The 18,715-nt window shown below is 61.3% G+C and carries 16 protein-coding genes; 11 read left to right on the top strand and 5 right to left on the bottom strand.

Features of this window, described 5'->3' with window-relative positions; translation table 11 throughout:
- Positions 1 to 144 precede the first annotated feature (144 nt).
- The 7 genes from PKE98_RS09435 to PKE98_RS09405 all read left to right on the top strand — a co-directional run bounded on the left by PKE98_RS09435 (position 145) and on the right by PKE98_RS09405 (position 8,264).
- Complete coding sequence (locus PKE98_RS09435) at positions 145 to 459, top strand: ElaB/YgaM/YqjD family protein (protein WP_271195027.1); 315 nt, start codon at positions 145 to 147, stop codon at positions 457 to 459.
- 14 nt (positions 460 to 473) lie between these two features.
- Positions 474 to 860: a phage holin family protein gene (locus tag PKE98_RS09430; RefSeq protein ID WP_373877831.1), complete on the top strand. Its 387-nt coding sequence runs from the start codon at positions 474 to 476 to the stop codon at positions 858 to 860.
- Positions 857 to 1,165, top strand: a complete 309-nt coding sequence (locus tag PKE98_RS09425) for a hypothetical protein (RefSeq protein ID WP_271195025.1) — start codon at positions 857 to 859, stop codon at positions 1,163 to 1,165. Before PKE98_RS09430 ends, PKE98_RS09425 begins: the two co-directional genes overlap by 4 nt.
- Positions 1,166 to 1,287: 122 nt before the next feature.
- Complete coding sequence (locus PKE98_RS09420) at positions 1,288 to 2,451, top strand: EAL domain-containing protein (protein ID WP_271195024.1); 1,164 nt, start codon at positions 1,288 to 1,290, stop codon at positions 2,449 to 2,451.
- Positions 2,452 to 2,688: 237 nt separating this feature from the next.
- Entirely contained in the window at positions 2,689 to 4,020 is a 1,332-nt protein-coding gene (locus PKE98_RS09415; protein ID WP_271195023.1) for a deoxyguanosinetriphosphate triphosphohydrolase, read from the top strand.
- A 20-nt stretch (positions 4,021 to 4,040) separates the two neighbouring features.
- Positions 4,041 to 5,126 (top strand): FUSC family protein, encoded by a 1,086-nt coding sequence (locus tag PKE98_RS09410; protein ID WP_271195022.1) that lies wholly within the window; start codon positions 4,041 to 4,043, stop codon positions 5,124 to 5,126.
- Between the two features lie 165 nt (positions 5,127 to 5,291).
- Positions 5,292 to 8,264, top strand: coding sequence for an HD domain-containing phosphohydrolase (locus tag PKE98_RS09405; RefSeq protein WP_271195021.1), 2,973 nt, complete (start codon positions 5,292 to 5,294; stop codon positions 8,262 to 8,264).
- Positions 8,265 to 9,202: 938 nt separating this feature from the next.
- On the opposite strand, the gene PKE98_RS09400 is transcribed toward PKE98_RS09405, so the two are convergent.
- Entirely contained in the window at positions 9,203 to 9,550 is a 348-nt protein-coding gene (locus PKE98_RS09400; protein ID WP_271195020.1) for a YggL family protein, read from the bottom strand.
- A 263-nt stretch (positions 9,551 to 9,813) separates the two neighbouring features.
- Between PKE98_RS09400 and dacB the strand changes: the two genes are divergently transcribed.
- Entirely contained in the window at positions 9,814 to 11,247 is a 1,434-nt protein-coding gene (dacB, locus tag PKE98_RS09395) for a D-alanyl-D-alanine carboxypeptidase/D-alanyl-D-alanine endopeptidase (RefSeq protein ID WP_271195019.1), read from the top strand.
- A gap of 922 nt (positions 11,248 to 12,169) precedes the next feature.
- Here dacB and rlmKL read toward each other — a convergent pair.
- Complete coding sequence (gene rlmKL / locus PKE98_RS09390; protein ID WP_271195018.1) at positions 12,170 to 14,389, bottom strand: bifunctional 23S rRNA (guanine(2069)-N(7))-methyltransferase RlmK/23S rRNA (guanine(2445)-N(2))-methyltransferase RlmL; 2,220 nt, start codon at positions 14,387 to 14,389, stop codon at positions 12,170 to 12,172.
- A gap of 584 nt (positions 14,390 to 14,973) precedes the next feature.
- Between rlmKL and rmf the strand changes: the two genes are divergently transcribed.
- On the top strand, positions 14,974 to 15,189 hold the full coding sequence (gene rmf / locus PKE98_RS09385) for a ribosome modulation factor (protein ID WP_108099858.1): 216 nt from the start codon (positions 14,974 to 14,976) through the stop codon (positions 15,187 to 15,189).
- A 116-nt stretch (positions 15,190 to 15,305) separates the two neighbouring features.
- Here rmf and PKE98_RS09380 read toward each other — a convergent pair whose 3' ends face one another.
- Entirely contained in the window at positions 15,306 to 16,331 is a 1,026-nt protein-coding gene (locus PKE98_RS09380) for a quinone-dependent dihydroorotate dehydrogenase (RefSeq protein ID WP_271195017.1), read from the bottom strand.
- Positions 16,332 to 16,407: 76 nt separating this feature from the next.
- The gene (locus tag PKE98_RS09375; protein WP_271195016.1) at positions 16,408 to 16,641 is read right to left on the bottom strand and encodes a DUF2835 domain-containing protein; all 234 of its coding nucleotides are present in this window, start codon (positions 16,639 to 16,641) and stop codon (positions 16,408 to 16,410) included.
- A gap of 165 nt (positions 16,642 to 16,806) precedes the next feature.
- Between PKE98_RS09375 and PKE98_RS09370 the strand changes: the two genes are divergently transcribed.
- Entirely contained in the window at positions 16,807 to 17,700 is an 894-nt protein-coding gene (locus PKE98_RS09370; RefSeq protein ID WP_271195015.1) for a DUF6685 family protein, read from the top strand.
- A 3-nt stretch (positions 17,701 to 17,703) separates the two neighbouring features.
- On the opposite strand, the gene PKE98_RS09365 is transcribed toward PKE98_RS09370, so the two are convergent.
- Positions 17,704 to 18,174, bottom strand: a complete 471-nt coding sequence (locus tag PKE98_RS09365; protein WP_271195014.1) for a helix-turn-helix domain-containing protein — start codon at positions 18,172 to 18,174, stop codon at positions 17,704 to 17,706.
- A 158-nt stretch (positions 18,175 to 18,332) separates the two neighbouring features.
- Between PKE98_RS09365 and PKE98_RS09360 the strand changes: the two genes are divergently transcribed.
- Complete coding sequence (locus PKE98_RS09360; protein ID WP_271195013.1) at positions 18,333 to 18,650, top strand: hypothetical protein; 318 nt, start codon at positions 18,333 to 18,335, stop codon at positions 18,648 to 18,650.
- Positions 18,651 to 18,715 lie beyond the last annotated feature (65 nt).

The following is an 18,715-nucleotide window of genomic DNA, read 5'->3' as shown; positions in this document are numbered from 1 at the left end:
AAGGGCGCAAAACCCGCTGGTTACGCACCAGCACAATGCAAGCGCTATACCAGCGGCATCCTGAGGCGTCGCTGTTGGGATAGATGGAACCATCACCCCACCCACCACTCGAAATGCAAAGCCCCTCACTTATGGAGACTCACTATGGTTAGCAAGGCCAACGAACGCGCTCAGGAAGAGCTTATTGCCGAGTTCAACGCGCTGATCGCCGATACCGAAAAACTGCTCGCGCATACCGCTGAACTGGCCGGCGATGAAGCAGACGAATTGCGTTTGAGCATCCACGATAGCCTCAAACGTGCCCGCGACACGCTGCAACTCACCGAGTACACCGTACGCGAACGCGCCGAAGAGGCTGTTGCCAGCGCCGAAGCCTATGTGCAGCAAAACCCGTGGCAGTCGGTCGGCATTGCTGCCGGCGTTGGCTTCCTTCTTGGCCTTCTGGCCTCGCGCCGCTGAGCATGAGAGACGGAATGGACGCCCTACCCCCACCACCCCTGCAAGGGCGTGGCCCCTCGCCCAAACGCCTGACGGCGGCCTTTCTCGGCTTGCTGCATAGCCATGTCGAACTGTTCGGCATCGAACTGCAGGAGCAGAAAAGCCGCACCCTCAATTTGCTGTTATTCGCCGGCTTCGCGCTGGTGTTTGCCCTGCTTTTGTTGCTGGGGCTCTCGGCATTGGTACTGATGTTGGTCTGGGACAGTTACCGCATTCCCGGTGTCATTGGCCTGTGCGTGTTTTATGCCTTGGCGACCCTGTTCTGCGCGTTCGCCTTGCGCAATCAGGTAACCGATGAACACTCCCCTTTCAGCGCAACGCTCGAAGAGCTGGCCCGCGACCGGGAGCGCCTGATGCCATGAGTGCTACCAAACCCACCCGTCAAGAATTGCGCAAACAGCTGGTTCGGCTGCGCATGGAAATGCATCGCCACGAGCTGCGCCACGAAACCCACCAGTTGCTGCAGCCGCTGCGGCAAATGCGCGGTTCGGCGAAAACCTGGCAAGGCACGTTGAGCAGTGTCCATGCCCCAGCCTGGGGCATGGCAGCGGTTACGGCCTTAGGTTTTTTTGGCGCCAAAACCAAGAAGCTCAGCCGCTGGCTGAAAATCGGCTTGAGCCTCTACCCCGTGATTTCGGTCGCCCTGAAGAGCCGTCCCCCGCGGTAACTACCGTCTGTCCTACAACTGGCCACCTTCTTGCTATGCAAATGTGATGAACAGCAAATCAGCGCTGTTCATCGCCTTGCCCTGTGCAGGCGGAACAGCAAACCGTAACTAAGGATGTGACTGTGATCGACGGGCAACCGCTTGCCTGCTTCCAGCCGTTTATTGATACCGCCACCGGCCGTATCGCCGGAGTCGAAGCATTGGGCCGCCTGCAACAGGCCGACGGCCGTCTCGCTTCGGTGGGGCCACTGTTCGCCGACCCCAAATTCCCCATGACCGCCTTGCGCCGTCTGGACCGGGAAATTCGCGCCGACGCCCTGCAGCAGTTTCACGCCGCTCCCGAAGACTGGTTTCTGAGCATCAATATTTCCCCGCGCTGGATCGGCCGCCTGCGCCCGAACCAGCCGCTGCCCAGCCTTAAACAGCTGGAAAAACACGGTGTGGCGCCTGAGCGAATCGTCTTTGAAATCACCGAATTGGGCGGCGGCAGCCTGCGCCTGCCAGAAGTGGTTGCCCGCTACCGCGAAGCGGGTGCGCGCATTGCCATCGACGACTTTGGTGCCGGCTACTCGCAGCTCGACCGCGTATTGGCTTTGCAACCGGACATTCTCAAGCTGGATATGCGCTTGTTCCAGGAAGCCGCCCGTGGCGGCCCCAGCAGTGAAGTGGTCAAGGCGCTGGCACAGATGGCCGAGAAAACCGGCTGCTGGATCATCGCCGAAGGTGTGGAAACCGAAGCCGAACTGGACTTCGCCCTGGAGTGTGGCTCGCGCTACGTGCAGGGTTACCTGTTCGCCAAGCCCGATCGCGACTTCTTCCCGGCCGATGCCTTTGTCGACCGTTTTGCCCAACTGCGTAACCGTTACGTGCACAACAAGCTGGCCGAGCGTGCACGCTTGATGTCGCTGCGCCAACAGCTCACCGGGCTGATGAACAGCCTCAAGGCCTGGGCCGAAGCTGATGTGCCGCTGGCCAGCCTGCCGGCGCCCACGGCCTACCCGTGGCTGCTGCGCGTATACCAATGCGACCCGAATGGCACCCAGCTCACGCCCAACCTGGAATGGACCGGCAGCGGCTGGCGCGAAGACGGGCGCTACCTGGGCCACAACTGGTCGTGGCGGCCGTACTTCTACCAACTGCTGGCCGAAGGCTGGGATGAGCGTCGGCTGATTCTGTCTTCTACCTACCGCGACGCTACCAGCAATCAGTACTGCCTGACGGCGGGCCAATTTATTGATAACGGGCAGCGGTTGTTGTTGCTGGATATCGACGTTGCCGGGCTGTGATTAAGCGTCGCCTGCCTTACCCCCTCACCCTGACCCTCTCCCCCAAGGGGGCGAGGGGACTGGACCGAGGTGTGCCGTTTTCCCCCATTTCCTAGCCCTACGCCGCTGGGCTCCCCTCTCCCGCGTGCGGGAGAGGGGCTGGGGGAGAGGGCCGCCGCAGACACTATTCCCCTTGCAGCCCACCCGTAGAACCGGGAAGCTAAGCCCCCATCAGCCACTGAACGGCGAGGACTGGCCTTGGACTGGCACACACTGCTCAACCGCGAACGACTCGGCAAACCTACCCATAGCGCTGCCGAACTGGGCCGCAGCCCGTTTCACAAAGACCACGACCGCATCATCTTCTCCGGCGCTTTCCGCCGCCTGGGCCGCAAAACCCAGGTGCACCCCGTTTCCAGCAACGACCATATCCACACCCGCCTGACTCATTCGCTGGAAGTCAGCTGCGTGGGGCGCTCCCTCGGCATGCGCGTGGGCGAGATGCTGCGCGATGACCTGCCCGATTGGTGCGAGCCAAATGACCTGGGCATGATCGTGCAGTCTGCGTGCCTGGCCCATGACATCGGCAACCCGCCCTATGGCCACTCGGGTGAAGACGCGATTCGCCACTGGTTCCAGCAGGCCGCCGGGCGCGGCTGGCTCGATGGCATGAGCGAAGTGGAGCGCCAGGACTTCCTGCATTTCGAAGGCAACGCCCAGGGGTTTCGCGTGCTCACCCAGCTGGAATACCACCAGTTCGACGGCGGCACCCGGCTGACCTACGCCACCCTCGGCACCTACCTCAAATACCCCTGGACGTCGCAACACGCCGAAGCGCTGGGCTATAAAAAACACAAGTTCGGTTGCTACCGCAGTGAGCTGCCGCTGCTGGAACAAATCGCCGCCAAGCTCGGTTTGCCGCAGATAGAAAACGAGCGCTGGGCACGCCACCCGCTGGTGTACCTGATGGAAGCGGCCGACGACATCTGCTACGGCCTCATCGACCTGGAAGACGGCCTGGAAATGGAGTTGCTCGACTACCCGGAAGTGGAAGCCGTGCTGCTCGGCCTGGTGGGCGATGACCTCCCCGAAACCTACCGCCTGCTCGGCCCCCACGACTCCCAGCGGCGCAAGCTGGCGATTCTGCGCGGCAAGGCCATCGAGCACCTGACCAATGCCGCCGCCCGCGCCTTCGTCGAGCAGCAGGAGGCGTTGCTCGCGGGCACCTTGCACGGCGACCTGGTGGAACATATGCACGGCCCAGCCAAGGCCTGCGTACTGGGCGCCAAGAACATGGCCCGCGAGAAGATCTTTCAGGACAAACGTAAAACCCTGCACGAGATCGGCGCCTACACCACACTCGAAATTCTGCTGAACAATTTCTGCGGTGCGGCCCTCGAACTGCACGCGGGCAACGGCCTGTCGTTCAAGAACCAGCGCATTCTCGATTTGCTCGGCTACAACGCGCCGAAAGCAGAATGGACGCTGCACCGCTCGTTCTTGCGCATGATCGACTTTATCGCCGGCATGACTGACAGCTACGCCACCGAAATGGCGGCCGAAATGACTGGGCGCTCCAGCCCGGTGTAACGACGAAAACAGAGACGCGTATGGTCAAGCTTTTGCGGCAAGTGTTTACCTGGCAATCCGGCCCGCCGGCGTGGGGCCCGGCCATGGTCGCCATGCTCGGGTGCGCCCTGCCGCTGATTCTTGGTTTGTTCAGCGGCCACCCGGGGTTTCTCTGGGCCGCAGTGGGTGCCTTTCAAGCGGCCAAAGCCAACCCGCTGCACCGCTTCGGCATGCTGCGCATGTTGCTTTTGATTGGCCTCGGGGCCTGGAGCGCAGGCCTGGGCTTCTGGGGCGCCGACCATCCGCTGATCAGCCTCGGCCTGTTTGCCGTGTTCGGCTTTCTGCTGGCCTGGCTGCAACGCTTCGGCGCCGAGGCCGGCAAGCTCGGCATCGGCCTCGCTATCTGCCTGTGCTTGGGCCAGGGCCAGCATGGCGGCGGCAACCTTACCAACCCTTATGCCGTGGCCATGCTGTTTATTCTCGGCGGCCTGTGGGTGACCTTGCTGGCCTTTGCCCTGCGGGGTGTACATGGTTTGCGCATGTGGCCACGCATGCCGCGTCTGGTGGGCATTCTGAAAGTGCTGCGCCGCCACGCGCAACGCCAACCCCGGCGCCAATGGCTGCTGCATGCGGCCAATTGCACCCTGGCGTTCTCCCTGGCCGGTCTGACCGTCGAGCTATTCCAACTGCCGCGCGGATACTGGCTGACCATCGCCGTGCTGGCCACCTTGCAACTGGAATTCCAGGGCAGCCTGGTACGGGCGCTGCAGGCCAGCATCGCCAGCTTCTGCGCGGCCTCGTTGCTGATCTACTTCGGCCATAGCTTGCAAAGTCCGCCTGTCATGGTGGCGGTGATGCTGCCGCTGATTGCCATGAGTCGCGCCTTTCAGGCCAACCACTACGGCCTGTTCGTGCTGCAGACCACCCTGTGTTTCGTGCTGCTCGCCGAGAGCCTGTCGCAAGATTGGCACCTGGGCCAGGTGCGCGTGATCAACACCTTGATCGGGGTAGCGATAGCCCTGGCCGTGGCATTGTTGATGCATTGGGTACGGCACTACGTGAACCACCTTTTGGCGCGAAAAATGGAGCCTGCCGCGAACCCGGAAAAACCTGTTTCACAAGAGTGACAAAAGCCCGTTATTTCGAGGGCAGAACTCCATGGCGTTCACTATGCTTGGCTCTTGCTTCGGCACGGGGTTGAGCGCAGCGATACCCATGCCGCTTACGCCTGCCTCGCGTACGCAAAATTGAACCTGTATGCCCCATCTGCGCTGTTCAAGGAGTGATGCGCAATGACCCCGCCCGCACTGCCCAAACCCCGTCGCGCCGAACGTCGCTATTCGTTGCACGTGCACATCAGCGTGCTATTCACTTTTCTGTTGCTGATTACCGGTGTGGTGTTGGGTCTGTTCAACTACCGGCAGACCACCCAGATCATCTATTCCAGCAGCAACGAACTGTTCAGCCGCATTCAGGAAGATGTGCAGCACGACCTGCTCAATACCTACCAACCCATCCGCCACCTGCTCAGCCTGCTGGCTTTGCAGGAAAGCAACCAGGCCGCCGACCACTACCAGCGCATGGCGCTGCTGCCCTCCTTCGTGCAGGCCTTGCGCGATAATCCCAAGCTGGCTTCGCTGTACCTGGGCTACGACGATGGCGACTTTTTCATGGTGCGCCCGCTGCGCACGCAGGCCCTGAAAGATAAATTCGACGCGCCGAAAAACGCCGCGTATCAGGTGTGGACCATCGACCGCATGGGCGAGTCGGCCATGACCGAAACCGTCCAATCGGAGTCGGCCTACTACGATGGCGAGATGAACCTTATAACCCGCCGGCAGAACCTCAAGGAAAAGTACGACCCCCGCAACCGCAGCTGGTTTGCCAGCGCCAGCGCCCTCAATGAGCAGATCACCACTGCGCCCTATGTGTTTTTCTCCACTGGCAACGTAGGCACCACCCTGGCCCGGGCCAGTGGCGAGCATGCCGTGATTGCCGCCGACCTGACGCTGGACGATCTGTCCGCCACCCTGGCCAAGCACAAGATCACCCCGTCCAGCGAAGTGGTGCTGTACGACGCCAACGGCAACGCCATTGCCTACCCCGATAGCAGCCGGCTCATTGTGCAAGCCGAGAAGGCTCAGTTAGCCAAAGCCCGCGACCTCAACCCGGTATTGGCCGCCCTGCTCGACCACGACCTGCAAGGCGCCGACACCGGCAACCTGCAACTGGCACAGCGCAATTGGGTGGTGTCGCGCACGCATTTGATCGAAGGTGGGCCGCAGGGCCTGGAGCTGGCCCTGGTGGTGCCCGAAGATGAGTTGCTGGCCGAGGCCTACCGTATTCGCTGGCAAGGCGCGCTGGTGACCCTGGCCATTCTGCTGCTGTGCCTGCCACTGGGCTGGCTGAGCTCACGCCTGATCATCCGTCCGCTGCGCAGCCTGGTGCAGGAAGCCGAAGCCATCCGCCGCTTCGACTTCAGCCAGCCCAGTAGCGGCCATTCGCCGGTGCTGGAAATCGACCAACTGGCCACTTCCATGGCGCGCATGAAGGAAACCATTTCCAGCTTCCTGAGCATCTCCGCCAGCCTCTCGGCCGAGTCGCGCTTTGACACCCTGCTGGCGCGCGTGCTGCGCGAAACCGTGGACATCAGCGCCGCCCAGGGCGGTTTGATCTATCTGTTTGACGCCGACACCGGCAGCCTGGAACCCAAAGGATTGATTCTCGACAAGCAGCCGCGCGATCTCGGCGAGTTCGCCCTGCCCAGCTTTGCCGAGCACGCCGACGACATGCCGCGCTGGCTTGACGGCCCGGCTCACGGCGGCGCCAGTTCCACCCACAGCCTGGGCTTTGATGAAGCCGGCGTGTTGCAGCCGGTGTTCCTGACGTTCGACAGCCCACGCGTGCACCTGGCCGCCACCGGCCTGCACAACCGCCAGGGCCAGACCCTCGGCGTGCTGGTGTTGCTGCAACGCGACACCGGCCATATCGAAGACGACGCCATGCTGCGGCCCGAGCGCATTGCCTTTGTGGAAGCGGTGTCCGGCGTGGCAGCGTTGTGCATCGAAAGCCAGCGCCTGCTCGACAGCCAGAAAAAGCTGCTCAACGCATTTATCCAATTGATTGCCGGCGCCATCGACGCCAAGAGCCCCTACACCGGCGGCCACTGCCAGCGAGTGCCGGAGCTGACCCTGATGCTCGCCCGCGCCGCTGCCGACAGCGACGACCCGGCCTTTGCCAGCTACCAACCCACTGAAGACCAATGGGAAGAACTGCATATCGCCGCCTGGCTGCACGACTGCGGCAAGGTCACCACGCCCGAATATGTGGTGGACAAGGCGACCAAGCTGGAAACCCTCTACGACCGCATCCACGAAGTGCGCACCCGCTTCGAAGTGCTGAAACGCGATGCCTGGATCAGCTACTGGCAAGGCGTCGCCGGCGGCGGTGACGAACCGCAACTGGCGGCCCTGCGCGACGAATTGCTGGCCGCGCTGGATGAAGAGTTCGCCTTTGTTGCCCGCAGCAACCTCGGCGGCGAAGCGATGGCCGAGGCCGACCTCGAACGCCTGGCGCAGATTGGCATGCGCACCTGGACCCGCACGCTGGACGACCGCCTGGGCGTGTCGTGGGAAGAAAATCAGCGCCAGAGCCGCACCCCGGCGCCGGCCCTGCCGGTCAGCGAACCCTTGCTGGCGGACAAGCCCGAGCACCTGTTCGAGCGCGGCGAAAAAGACCGCATGCCGGCGGACAACCCCTGGGGCTTCAAGCTCGATGAGCCCGAATACAAATTCAACCGTGGCGAGCTGTACAACCTGGGCATCGCGCGCGGCACGCTGACCAATGAAGAGCGCTACATCATCAACAACCACATCGTGCAAACGATCCTGATGCTCAACCACCTGCCCTTCCCTGCACACTTGGCCAACGTGGCCGAAATCGCCGGCGGGCACCACGAGAAAATGGACGGCAGCGGCTACCCCAAACGCCTTAAGTGCGACGAAATGAGCCTGCCGGCGCGGATGATGGCCATTGCCGATATCTTCGAAGCGCTGACCGCCGTGGACCGGCCGTACAAGCGCGGTAAGACGCTGTCGCAGTCGCTAGGCATCATGGTGGGCATGTGCAACGGCGCGCATATCGACAAGGCGCTGTTTGCCCTGTTTGTGCGCAGCGGCCTGCACATGGAATACGCACTGCGCTTTTTGCAGCCCGAGCAGATTGATGAGGTAGATGTTGAGGCGTTGTTGGCGAAGATCGCCTGACAGATTCCGGGCTCCTTCTGCGCGGAGGCGACGGGTGTTTGTTCCCAGTACACCGCCATTCCAGCGCAGGCTGGAATCCAGCATGTCGGATGGACATGCGTTCTCCTGGCGCATTCTGGGTCCCAGCCTGCGCTGGGACGACTGAGGTTTTTGCCTCTGCCACTGTCATTTCCGCGAAGGCTGGAATCCAGAGTGTTGGATGGATATGCGTTCTCCTGGCCCATTCTGGGTCCCAGCCTACGCTGGGACGACGGAAGTTTTGCCCTCTATCACCGTCATTCCAGCGAAGGCTGGAATCCAGAATGCCGGATGGATATGCGTTCTCCTGGCGCATTCTGGGTCCCAGCCTACGCTGGGACGACGGAAGTTTTGCCCTCTATCACCGTCATTCCAGCGAAGGCTGGAATCCAGAATGCTGGATGGACATGCGCTCTCCTGGCCCATTATGGGTCCCAGCCTGCGCTGGGACGACGGAAGTTTTGCCCTCTATCACCGTCATTCCAGCGAAGGCTGGAATCCAGAATGCCGGATGGATATGCGTTCTCTTGGCCCATTAGTAGGGCCCAGCCTGCGCTGGGACGACGGAGGTTTTTGCCTCTGCCACCGTCATTTCCGCGAAGGCTGCAATCCAGAATGCCGGATGGATATGCGTTCTACTGGCCCATTCTGGGTCCCAGCCTACGCTGGGACGACGGAAGTTTTGCCCTCCATCACCGTCATTCCAGCGAAGGCTGGAATCCAGAATGCCGGATGGATATGCGTTCTCCTGGCTCATTCTGGGTCCCAGCCTACGCTGGGACGACGGAAGTTTTGCCCTCCATCACCGTCATTCCAGCGAAGGCGGGATCCAGATTCCCAAGCTGATACCGCGTCTCTCAAACAGCAAATACGACAAAGGGGCCCGAAGGCCCCTTTGTTTTACGCAAAAACCCTAAGGCTTATGCGTGCTCAGCGTTGATCTCGTTTTCCGGGTACCAAACGTCGATCAGCGGGCTGGCGGTGTAGTCGGTGACTTCACTGCGGGCCTTGAGCCAGGCTTCGACAGCAGCGCGTTGCTCTTCGCTTACCGAGCCACGCTTGGCCAGGCACACCAGGCCGTAGTCTTCGCCGCCCACATAGCCAAGACCGTTGTCTTTCATGGCTTCACGCAGGAATGCGTCGAGGAAAGCGTCGATGTCCGCTTCGCTCAGGTCCGCCATGAGGTTCAGGTTCAGCTCGAAACCGAGCTCCTGGAATTCATCCACGCAGAGTTTTTTGCGCAGGCGGCGGGAACGGTTAGTAGCCATGGAACAATCCTCAAAAGTGATATCGCGCGGCACTTTACCAGCAAAGGCCGCGCCTTGCCCGACTCTCTGCCGGGCGCCCGTATGCAATGCCCTGCCTACTGTAGGCGATTGTCAGTAAATCGCACGGGGCGCGCCGCACAGGCTGCGACGCTTCGGGCATAATGCCGGCACTTTCTCCGCGCTATCGGGAACCTGTGGCCCCGTGCGCTTTCTTCTTTACGCCATCTTTCTTTTTTGGCCCTTGCCTGAAGGGTTTTTCGCCAATGATCAAATCGCTTCGCCACCTCGTCATCGCCAGCCTTTTGCTTCCCGCCGCGCTGCCGGCAATTTCCGCCCCGCTCAACACCACCCTGCCCGCCTCCGTACAAAAAGCCATGAAAGCCGGCAAGATCGGCAATGACTCGATATCGGTCGTTACCCTGCCCATGACCGGCAACGGCACGCCGACCATCATCAATGCCGACGTGTCGGTAAACCCGGCTTCGACCATGAAGCTGATCACCACCTATGCCGCCCTCGAATTGCTCGGTCCCACCTACCAGTGGAAAACCGAGTTCTACGCCGACGGTCCGGTAAAAGACGGCGTGCTCAACGGCAACCTCTACCTCAAAGGTGGCGGCGACCCCAAGCTGAACATGGAAAAGCTCTGGTTGTTGATGCGTGACCTGCGCGCCAACGGCGTGCAGAAAATCACCGGCGACCTGGTGCTGGACCGCACCCGCTTTATTCAGCCGCAATTGCCGGTGTTCGACGACGACGGCAAAGACGACAACAAGCCCTTTCTCGTAACCCCGGATTCGCTGCTGGTCAACCTCAAGGCCGTGCGCATGATCACCCGCGCCGACAGCGGCAAGGTCAGCGTGATGATGGAACCGCCGCTGACCAACGTGCGCATCGACAACCGGGTGAAGTACCTGGGCAAAGGCAAGTGCGTAGGCGATGTGCGCTTCAATCCCGTCACCGAATTCGACGGCACTACCCTGGTGGTGACCGGCCAGTTGAATGAAGGCTGCAACACCCAGTCGTACCTCTCCCTGCTCGACCACGCCGGTTATGCCGCTGGAGCTGTGCGCGCTATCTGGCAGGAACTGGGCGGCACCATCATGGGCAAGGACCGCATCGGCGAAGTGCCGAAAAGCGGCACCCTGCTGGCCCGCGCCTTTTCGCCGGACCTGGCGGAAATCATCCGCGACATCAACAAGTACAGTAACAACACCATGGCGCGTCAGCTGTTCCTGAGCCTGGGTGCGGAATTCCGCAACAGTGCCGACGGTGACGACGCCAAGGCCGCGCAACGGGTAATCCGCCAGTGGCTGGCGAAAAAAGGCATTACCGCCACGCACCTGGTGATGGAAAACGGTTCGGGGTTGTCGCGGGCTGAACGCGTAAGTGCGCGGGAGATGGCGGCGATTCTGCAGACCGCCTGGAAAGGCCCGTATGCGGCGGAGTTCATCAGCTCGCTGCCTCTGGTGGGCATGGACGGCACCATGCGCAAACGCCTGAAAAACACCCCGCTGCGCGGCGATGCCCATATCAAGACCGGCACGCTGAACACCGTGCGCGCCATCGCCGGTTTCAGCCGCGACGCCAGCGGCGACACCTGGGCGGTAGTCGCCATCCTCAACGACCCCCGCCCGTGGGGTGCATCGTCGATTCTGGATCAGGTGTTGCTGGATCTTTATCGCAAGGCTAACTGAGAGCCCTCTCACTTCGCCGTCGTCCTCGCGCAGGCAGGGAGCCAGAATTACTGTAGCGCCTAAGGTTTTGGCCCGACTTTAGATTCTGGATTCCTGCCTGCGCAGGAATGACGGAGGGTTTGGCCACTACTCGCGTCGTCCCAGCGTAGGCTGGGACCTAGAATGCTGGAGGCGCCTAAGGTCTCAGTCCGGCTTCAGACTCTGGATTCCTGCCTGCGCAGGAATGACGGAGGGTTTGGCCACTCGCGTCGTCCCAGCGTAGGCTGAGACCTAGAATGCGGGAGCCGCCTAAGGTATCAGTCCGGCTTCAGACTCTGGATTCCTGCCTGCGCAGAAATGACGGAGGTTTTGGCCGCTGCCCGCGTCGTTCCAGCCCAGGCTGGGACCCAGGATGCTGGAGGCGCCTAAGGTCTCAGTCCGGCTTCAGACTCTGGATTCCTGCCTGCGCAGGAATGACGGAGGTTTTGGCCGCTACTCGCGTCGTTCCAGCGCAGGTTGGGACCCAGAATGCTGGAGCCGCCTAAGGCCTCAGTCCGGCTTCAGACTCTGGATTCCTGCCTGCGCAGGAATGACGGAGGGTTTGGCCGCTGCCCGCGTCGTCCCAGCGTAGGCTGGGACCCAGAATGCTGGCGCCGCCTAAGGTCTCAGTCCGACTTTAGACTCTGGCCTGCGCCGGCATGACGGAGGTTTTGGCCGCTGCCCGCGTCGTTCCAGCGCAGGCTGGGACCCAGAATGCTGGAGGCGCCTAAGGTCTCAGTCCGGCTTCAGACTCTGATTCCTGCCTGCGCAGGAATGACGGAGGATTTGGCCACTACTCGCGTCGTCCCAGCGTAGGCTGGGACCCAGAATGCTGAAGGTGGCTAAGAAATCGGCCAACCGAAAAGTCTGGATTCTCGCCTCCGCGGGAATGACGGCGAGGTGTTTATTTCGCCATTAATTTCCACGCCCGGTGGATCTTGGCGTTACGGGCAAAATCCGGGTCCAGCGTACTGGCGGTGATTTCTTCCACCTGATACCGCGCCGCCAGCCCTTCATCGAGCTGGAATTTGCGGAAGTTGTTGGAGAAATACAGCACCCCACCCGAGGCCAATCGCGCCATGGCCAGATCCAGCAACTGCACGTGGTCGCGCTGCACGTCGAACACGCCTTCCATGCGCTTGGAGTTGGAGAAGGTCGGCGGGTCGATAAAGATCAGGTCGTAGTCCTGGCGATCAGCCGCCAGCCAGGTCATCACATCACCCTGCTCCAACTTGTTCTTATCGGAAAAACCATTGAGCGACAGGTTGCGCCGCGCCCAATCGAGGTAGGTTTTCGACAGGTCGACACTGGTGGTGCTACGCGCACCACCCTTGGCCGCGTGCACCGATGCTGTGGCGGTGTAGCAGAACAGGTTGAGGAACCGCTTGCCGTTGGCCTCGCGCTGGATACGCAGGCGCAGGGGACGGTGGTCGAGGAACAGGCCGGTGTCGAGGTAGTCGGTGAGGTTGACCAGCAACTTGATACCGCCCTCGCTTACCTCGGTGAAGGTGCCTTGGCTGGCCTGACGCTCGTACTGCTTGGTGCCGCTCTGGCGCTCGCGACGCTTGATTACCACCTTGGATTTGTCCACACCCAGGGCCTGCGGAATGGCGGCCAGGGCGTCGAACAGACGGGCCTGGGCCTTGTCGGCGTCAATGGTGCGCGGCGGTGCGTACTCCTGCACGTGTACCCAGTCGTGGTAAAGGTCGATGGCCAAGGCATATTCGGGCATATCGGCGTCATACACACGGTAGCAATCCACGCCTTCACGACGGGCCCACTTGCCGAGGGTTTTCAGGTTTTTCTGCAGACGGTTGGCGAACATCTGCCCGCCCTCGCTCAGGCGAGCTTGCTCAACCGGGGCATTGGCCGGCGCGTCTGGCGTGGTGCCCAGCGCCTCTTGCTCGCGCTCGCGTTCACGCTGCTCGGGCGTGCGGCGCTCGCCGGTCACGAACTGCTCGGGCTGCACCTTGATCAGCAGCAGCTTGCACGGCAGCGCGCCGTTCCAGAAGGCGTATTGCTTGTGGCTGCGAATGCCCATGCGCTTGCCCAGGTCCGGCGCGCCGGTAAACACCGCAGCCTCCCAGTTCATGCAGGCCTGACGCAGGCGCTCGCCGAGGTTCTGGTAGAGATACAGCAGGCTGGCTTCATCGCCCAGGCGTTCGCCGTAGGGTGGGTTGCACACCACCAGACCCGTCTGGTTGTGGTCCGGCCGCGGCTCGAAGGTGGCGACTTCGCCCTGGTACACCTTGATCCAGTTGGACAGACCGGCACGTTCGATATTGTTGCGCGCCGGTTGAATCAGGCGCGGGTCGGCTTCATAACCACGAATCCACGAAGGCTGTTTGGCCAGGCCGGCGTCGGTACGTTCCTGAGCCTCGGCATGCAACTTCTTCCACAACGCCGGTACATGGCCAAGCCAGGAGGTGAAGCCCCAGCGCTCGCGGCGCAGGTTGGGCGCGATATCGGCAGCGATCATCGCCGCTTCCACCAGAAAGGTGCCCACGCCACACATCGGGTCGGCGAGAGCGCCGCCGGCTGCGGCAATGCGCGGCCAGCCAGCGCGAATCAGCACGGCAGCGGCGAGGTTTTCTTTGAGTGGCGCCGCACCTTGCTGCAGGCGGTAACCGCGCTGGTGCAGGCTGTGGCCGGAGAGGTCGAGGGACAGGATGGCTTCGCCACGGTCCAGGCGCAGGTGAATGCGCAGGTCCGGGTTGACCTTGTCGATGGAAGGCCGCTCGCCAGTGCTGGTACGCAGCTTGTCGACGATGGCGTCCTTCACTTTCAGGGCGCCGAAATGGGTGTTATCGATACCCGAACCGTTACCGCTGAACTCAACAGCCAGGCTGCCGGCGGCGTCCAGGTGCTCGGCCCAGTCTACCGACAGCACACCGTCGTAGAGGTCATCAGCGTTAGCCATGGGAAAACGCTTGAGCACCAGCAATACGCGGTTAGCCAGGCGCGACCAGAGGCACAGGCGGTAGGCCGTTTCCATCTGGGCAAAGCCGCGGATCGCCGAGGTGTGCTCGCGGGTTTCTTCCAACCCCAGCGCAGTGGCTTCCTCGGCGAGCAAGCCTTCCAGGCCCTTGGGGCAGGTAAGAAACAGTTCAAAACGATCCGACATATGTATTCCAGTGCCTAAGCGTGGTGGCCCGCAGGTCTGCTGCGTGCCCGGTTAAAGACCTCGGTTCTACCCGACGATCCCGCACTCCGGTATGGAGCGCTGTGCGAGCTGATATCAGCTCGACGCTGCCAGGTGGCGTCTCACACTGCTGGGAGCCTAGTCGCAACCCCTGTGCCGTGCCTGTTGCCGGGCCTAGCGCGTGGCCGCAAATTGCGGCGACCACGTAAAAAATGTTCTCAACGGCCGGATTTGCACCCTTCGTCGGAATACCCGAACCCTACAACTGCGAAAAGATCGCACGGGCTTTTAGCCGTTACCGCAGGCCACACCCCCGCCCCTGCTGGCGTTAACGCCAAGGTGGCCACTCCCTTATGGCAACACCACGACAAACGTTACGTGCTTATGACAAAACGATCATTCCCAGCACCCCCCGCATTCGTTAGAAATCAACTCAGCCCAGCGTCGCAACGACGTTGGCAGGAGACCCGTAACGCCGGCAGCGGGCTCCACTGGTAGAGGATTTCTGCCAGGCCTCGAAAGAGGCGAACCAGGACATAACAGTCAACAAGTGAGGGCAACACCCTATGAGAAGACTTAAGCGTGATCCTTTAGAAAGAGCTTTTTTGCGCGGCTATCAATTTGGCGTCCATGGCAAATCTCGTGAATTGTGTCCATTTACCCTTCCGTCCGTACGCCAAGCCTGGATTAACGGCTGGCGAGAGGGTCGCGGTGACAACTGGGACGGAATGATCGGCACCGCCGGTATCCATAGGCTTAACGAACTGAACGCAGTCGGTTAAACAAGGAAACTCCGACTACTTAACTCCCGCTTTACCATGCACGTCCCATCCGGACGGCGGGCGAGAGCCCAGGGGCTCCTTTTAAGGAGCCCTTTTTATTGCGTGCCATTTACTGGTCAGGCCTTGGGCATCGCCCCAATCGCATCCACCGCCTCGCGAATCAGCGCCGGGCCCTTGTAAATGAAGCCCGAATAGATCTGCACCAGGCTCGCACCGGCGGCGATTTTCTCAGCCGCGTGTTTGCCTTCGGTGATGCCGCCAGCGGCGATAATGGGCAAACGCCCGCCCAACTCGGTCGCCAGCGCGCGCACGGTGTAGGTGCTCTTGTCACGCACCGGCGCGCCGGACAGCCCGCCCGCCTCGTCACCATGTACCAAGCCTTCGACGCCCACACGGCTGAGCGTAGTGTTGGTGGCAATCACTGCATCCATACCGGCCTCGACCAGCGCACGGGCCACTTCAACAATTTCTTCGTCGCTCATGTCCGGCGCAATCTTGATCGCCAGCGGCACGCGCTTGCCGTGTTGCTGGGCCAGGTCTTCCTGACGCTGACGCAAGGCTTCGAGCAATTGCTTGAGCGAATCGCCGAACTGCAGGCTGCGCAGGCCCGGGGTGTTGGGCGAGCTGACGTTGACGGTTACGTAGCTGGCGTGGGCGTACACCTTGTTCAGGCACAGCAGGTAGTCATCCACTGCGCGCTCGACCGGCGTATCGAAGTTCTTGCCGATATTGATGCCCAACACGCCTTTGTATTTGGCCGCCTGCACGCGTGCCAGCAAGTGATCGACACCGTGGTTGTTAAAACCCATGCGATTGATGATGGCCTCGGCATCCGGCAGGCGAAACAGGCGCGGCTTGGGGTTGCCGGGCTGCGGGCGTGGGGTAACGGTGCCGATTTCGACAAAACCAAAACCCAACTGCGCAAAGCCGTCGATGGCATCGCCGTTTTTATCCAGCCCCGCCGCCAGCCCGACCGGATTCGGGAAGTCCAGCCCCATCACCCGCACCGGCACCCGCGCCGGCTGCTTGCACAGCAGGCCATTCACGCCCAGGCGGCCGCCAGCGCCGATCAGGTCGATCGACAGTTCATGGGAGGTTTCTGCGGAGAGTTTGAACAGCAGCTCGCGGGCCAGGGTATACATGGGCAGGCTTAGCTCGAGGAAAAAAGAGGTGCGCGATTATAGCCGCGCTGACCCTCGGCGGCGAGGCGCTTAGTGCTCAGCCCCCACGAGGCGCTACGCGGCGAAGCGCTAGAAGCTCGCCCGCGCTGTTAAACTCCAGCTCAAAGGAACCGTAGACGCCATCGTGGGTCAGAAATGGCCGCAGGTGGTGCGCAGGCAGGCTGACTTTGCGCCCATCACGGCTACGCAACAGAATCCGGTTGGCCTGCCCTTGATAGACCGCGCGCAAACGTTCTGCAGATAGGGCAATATCCAACTCCAGGCTTGGCATGGAGGCTACCTCGCAAATGATTCACGCAATACTGCCACAGGCGCCCGCGCCGGTGCTGGCGCAAGGCTGTCGGCTTGACGGCGATAGTCGTTTGACAATTGCTCCGGCAGATTTGCACATCGTCTGCCACACTGGCTTGGATGACCCAGGATGTAGCATTTGGCCATGAGTTCCAGCGAGCCTCCCATCTCCCTTAGCGATCGCCTTTCGGCACTGGCCCAACGCCTGGGCCTGAGTAGCCGTGGGCCTCGGCAAATCCTGCAACGGGCCAGCAGCTTGCGCTTGCCGTTCCAGCCGTTGCCGCAGCCGCCCGAGCAAATCTGGTGGCAAAACGGCGCGCCGCTGCAACGCCTGGTGGATATGCCGCGCAACGCACTTTCCGGCCCGGTGCAGGAAGATAAGGCCAAAGCCCATTCAATGCTGATCAAGGTGGTGGAACACGACACCCAGCAACTCAATGCCTTTGACCTGCGGCTAATTGATGGCCTGTGCGGCAGCGACCTCGCCGCCAAGCCCTTCGCCCATTTCGAGGAATACGCCAGCAGCGATGCCTGTCGCGGCGTTCGTATCATCAGTTACAAGGACTTCGTCAAAGTTATCAGCACAGCCTTGCCGCGCTTTCTGGCCGGTGAGCGCATCGTGTTGCGCCAGGCCGACTGGGTAGCCAATCGCGTCTATTGGGTCGGCGAGCATCATCACGAGGCATTTGCCAGCGCCATTGCCTATGCGCGCTTGCGTGGGCTGGACGTCAGCCTGCCAGCGGAAATCACCCGCTACCGCCTGAGCACCCCTGGTCTGCAGGCGCTGCAAGGTGCTTATCACATGCTGGCAATGCCCGTGCAGGCCTGGAGCGACCCGCAGTTTATGGGGCTGTTGCTGGACAAGGGCCTGCCCTACGCGCGGCTGGCTATGCTGCGCACACCGGGCGCGCCAGAGTTTCTGCTGCTACCGAAAGACTCCCCGGAGGCCACCGCCCTCGGTGAAGGGCTGCGCCTGGCGGGGGCACCCGATGTGGTGGCGTACCTGCTGCAGCTGGCAGCCACCATCACGCCGCCTTAGGTGTCAGACGAGGTCTTCGTCGTCTTCGGACACCACTTGCCCTTCAATCACATCGTCGTCTGTTTCCAACGCCAACTGACGCTCATACAGCGCTTCGCTTTCACTGATCAATTGCAGTTGGGTTTGATGGCGCTGGGTCCACTCCTCCAGGCTCAGGCCAATGCTGTCGAGCAACACCGGGTTGCATTGCACCAGATAAACCGCCGACATCTGCGCCGAGTCAGCAACCCTCAGGTCCAGCAAGTCACCGTCCACCGGGCCGCCGTAGGTAATCCAGCGAGCGAACTCGGGGTACAAACCACAGACCTTTTCGAAATCGATGTCATGCATTCGCTGCTGACCGCACTCGATATTTTCCAGGCGCTTCCTGTCGATCCCTGTCAGCTGGGAAAAGGCCGGACGCTTGAGGCCCATGAGTTCGCGCAAACCGCGCAGTCGCTGGCCGGCGGTGAAGAGAAAATGTTGATTGCTCATCTGACTGTCCTGTCTAGATAAAGACCGTATTTCTGCTTTTTACTACCAGTGAGGAGATCATGATTGACTACCTAACTGTTAGTAATAAGCTACGGAAAATTTAAGGGATTAAAGGCCTGTCATTCGCACTGACAGGCCGCGATGGTGCAGGAAGCCCTATGAAACCAATAGAACTGACCCCGGCCTGGTTTGGCCAATGCCCGCGCTACTTGAGCGCCAAACGCTTTAGCGACATGGCCGGCTTAAAAGGCCAGGAAAATCAGATAGAAAACCTTGTAAAACAAGGCGTTCTACCCACTCGACAGTTGGGTCGGCACCTGATGATAGATATGCATCGGCTCATGTTGATGCTGCCTTCGGACACCTCCAACGAAGCTTTCCTCGGCCAGGAAAGGCCTACCCTTACACCGCGAGCAAACCCCTCTCACGCGCTAGCGACTCTGTTCACCAAGCAGCAGTCGGTGTTATCTGACTAGTTCGCCATTCGCCCACTCAAAAGCAACTTCCAGATTGCCAATCGGTCCCTCAGCGGCAACACTCT

It is taken from the genome of Pseudomonas turukhanskensis, from assembly GCF_027922365.1.
In the GTDB taxonomy this organism is placed as follows: Bacteria; Pseudomonadota; Gammaproteobacteria; order Pseudomonadales; family Pseudomonadaceae; genus Aquipseudomonas; species Aquipseudomonas turukhanskensis.
Note: the sequence above shows the minus strand (reverse complement) of the source record. Positions and strands in the feature narration are given on the sequence as shown.

Bases quoted from the DNA above. Each gene is read 5' to 3' on its own strand.
- PKE98_RS09375 (WP_271195016.1), bottom strand. From the start codon at position 16,641: ATGCCAAGCCTGGAGTTGGATATTGCCCTATCTGCAGAACGTTTGCGC.
- dacB (WP_271195019.1), top strand. From the start codon at position 9,814: ATGATCAAATCGCTTCGCCACCTCGTCATCGCCAGCCTTTTGCTTCCC.
- PKE98_RS09365 (WP_271195014.1), bottom strand. From the start codon at position 18,174: ATGAGCAATCAACATTTTCTCTTCACCGCCGGCCAGCGACTGCGCGGT.
- PKE98_RS09430 (WP_373877831.1), top strand. From the start codon at position 474: ATGGACGCCCTACCCCCACCACCCCTGCAAGGGCGTGGCCCCTCGCCC.
- PKE98_RS09370 (WP_271195015.1), top strand. From the start codon at position 16,807: ATGAGTTCCAGCGAGCCTCCCATCTCCCTTAGCGATCGCCTTTCGGCA.
- PKE98_RS09410 (WP_271195022.1), top strand. From the start codon at position 4,041: ATGGTCAAGCTTTTGCGGCAAGTGTTTACCTGGCAATCCGGCCCGCCG.
- PKE98_RS09380 (WP_271195017.1), bottom strand. From the start codon at position 16,331: ATGTATACCCTGGCCCGCGAGCTGCTGTTCAAACTCTCCGCAGAAACC.
- rmf (WP_108099858.1), top strand. From the start codon at position 14,974: ATGAGAAGACTTAAGCGTGATCCTTTAGAAAGAGCTTTTTTGCGCGGC.
- PKE98_RS09360 (WP_271195013.1), top strand. From the start codon at position 18,333: ATGAAACCAATAGAACTGACCCCGGCCTGGTTTGGCCAATGCCCGCGC.
- PKE98_RS09400 (WP_271195020.1), bottom strand. From the start codon at position 9,550: ATGGCTACTAACCGTTCCCGCCGCCTGCGCAAAAAACTCTGCGTGGAT.
- rlmKL (WP_271195018.1), bottom strand. From the start codon at position 14,389: ATGTCGGATCGTTTTGAACTGTTTCTTACCTGCCCCAAGGGCCTGGAA.
- PKE98_RS09435 (WP_271195027.1), top strand. From the start codon at position 145: ATGGTTAGCAAGGCCAACGAACGCGCTCAGGAAGAGCTTATTGCCGAG.
- PKE98_RS09405 (WP_271195021.1), top strand. From the start codon at position 5,292: ATGACCCCGCCCGCACTGCCCAAACCCCGTCGCGCCGAACGTCGCTAT.
- PKE98_RS09425 (WP_271195025.1), top strand. From the start codon at position 857: ATGAGTGCTACCAAACCCACCCGTCAAGAATTGCGCAAACAGCTGGTT.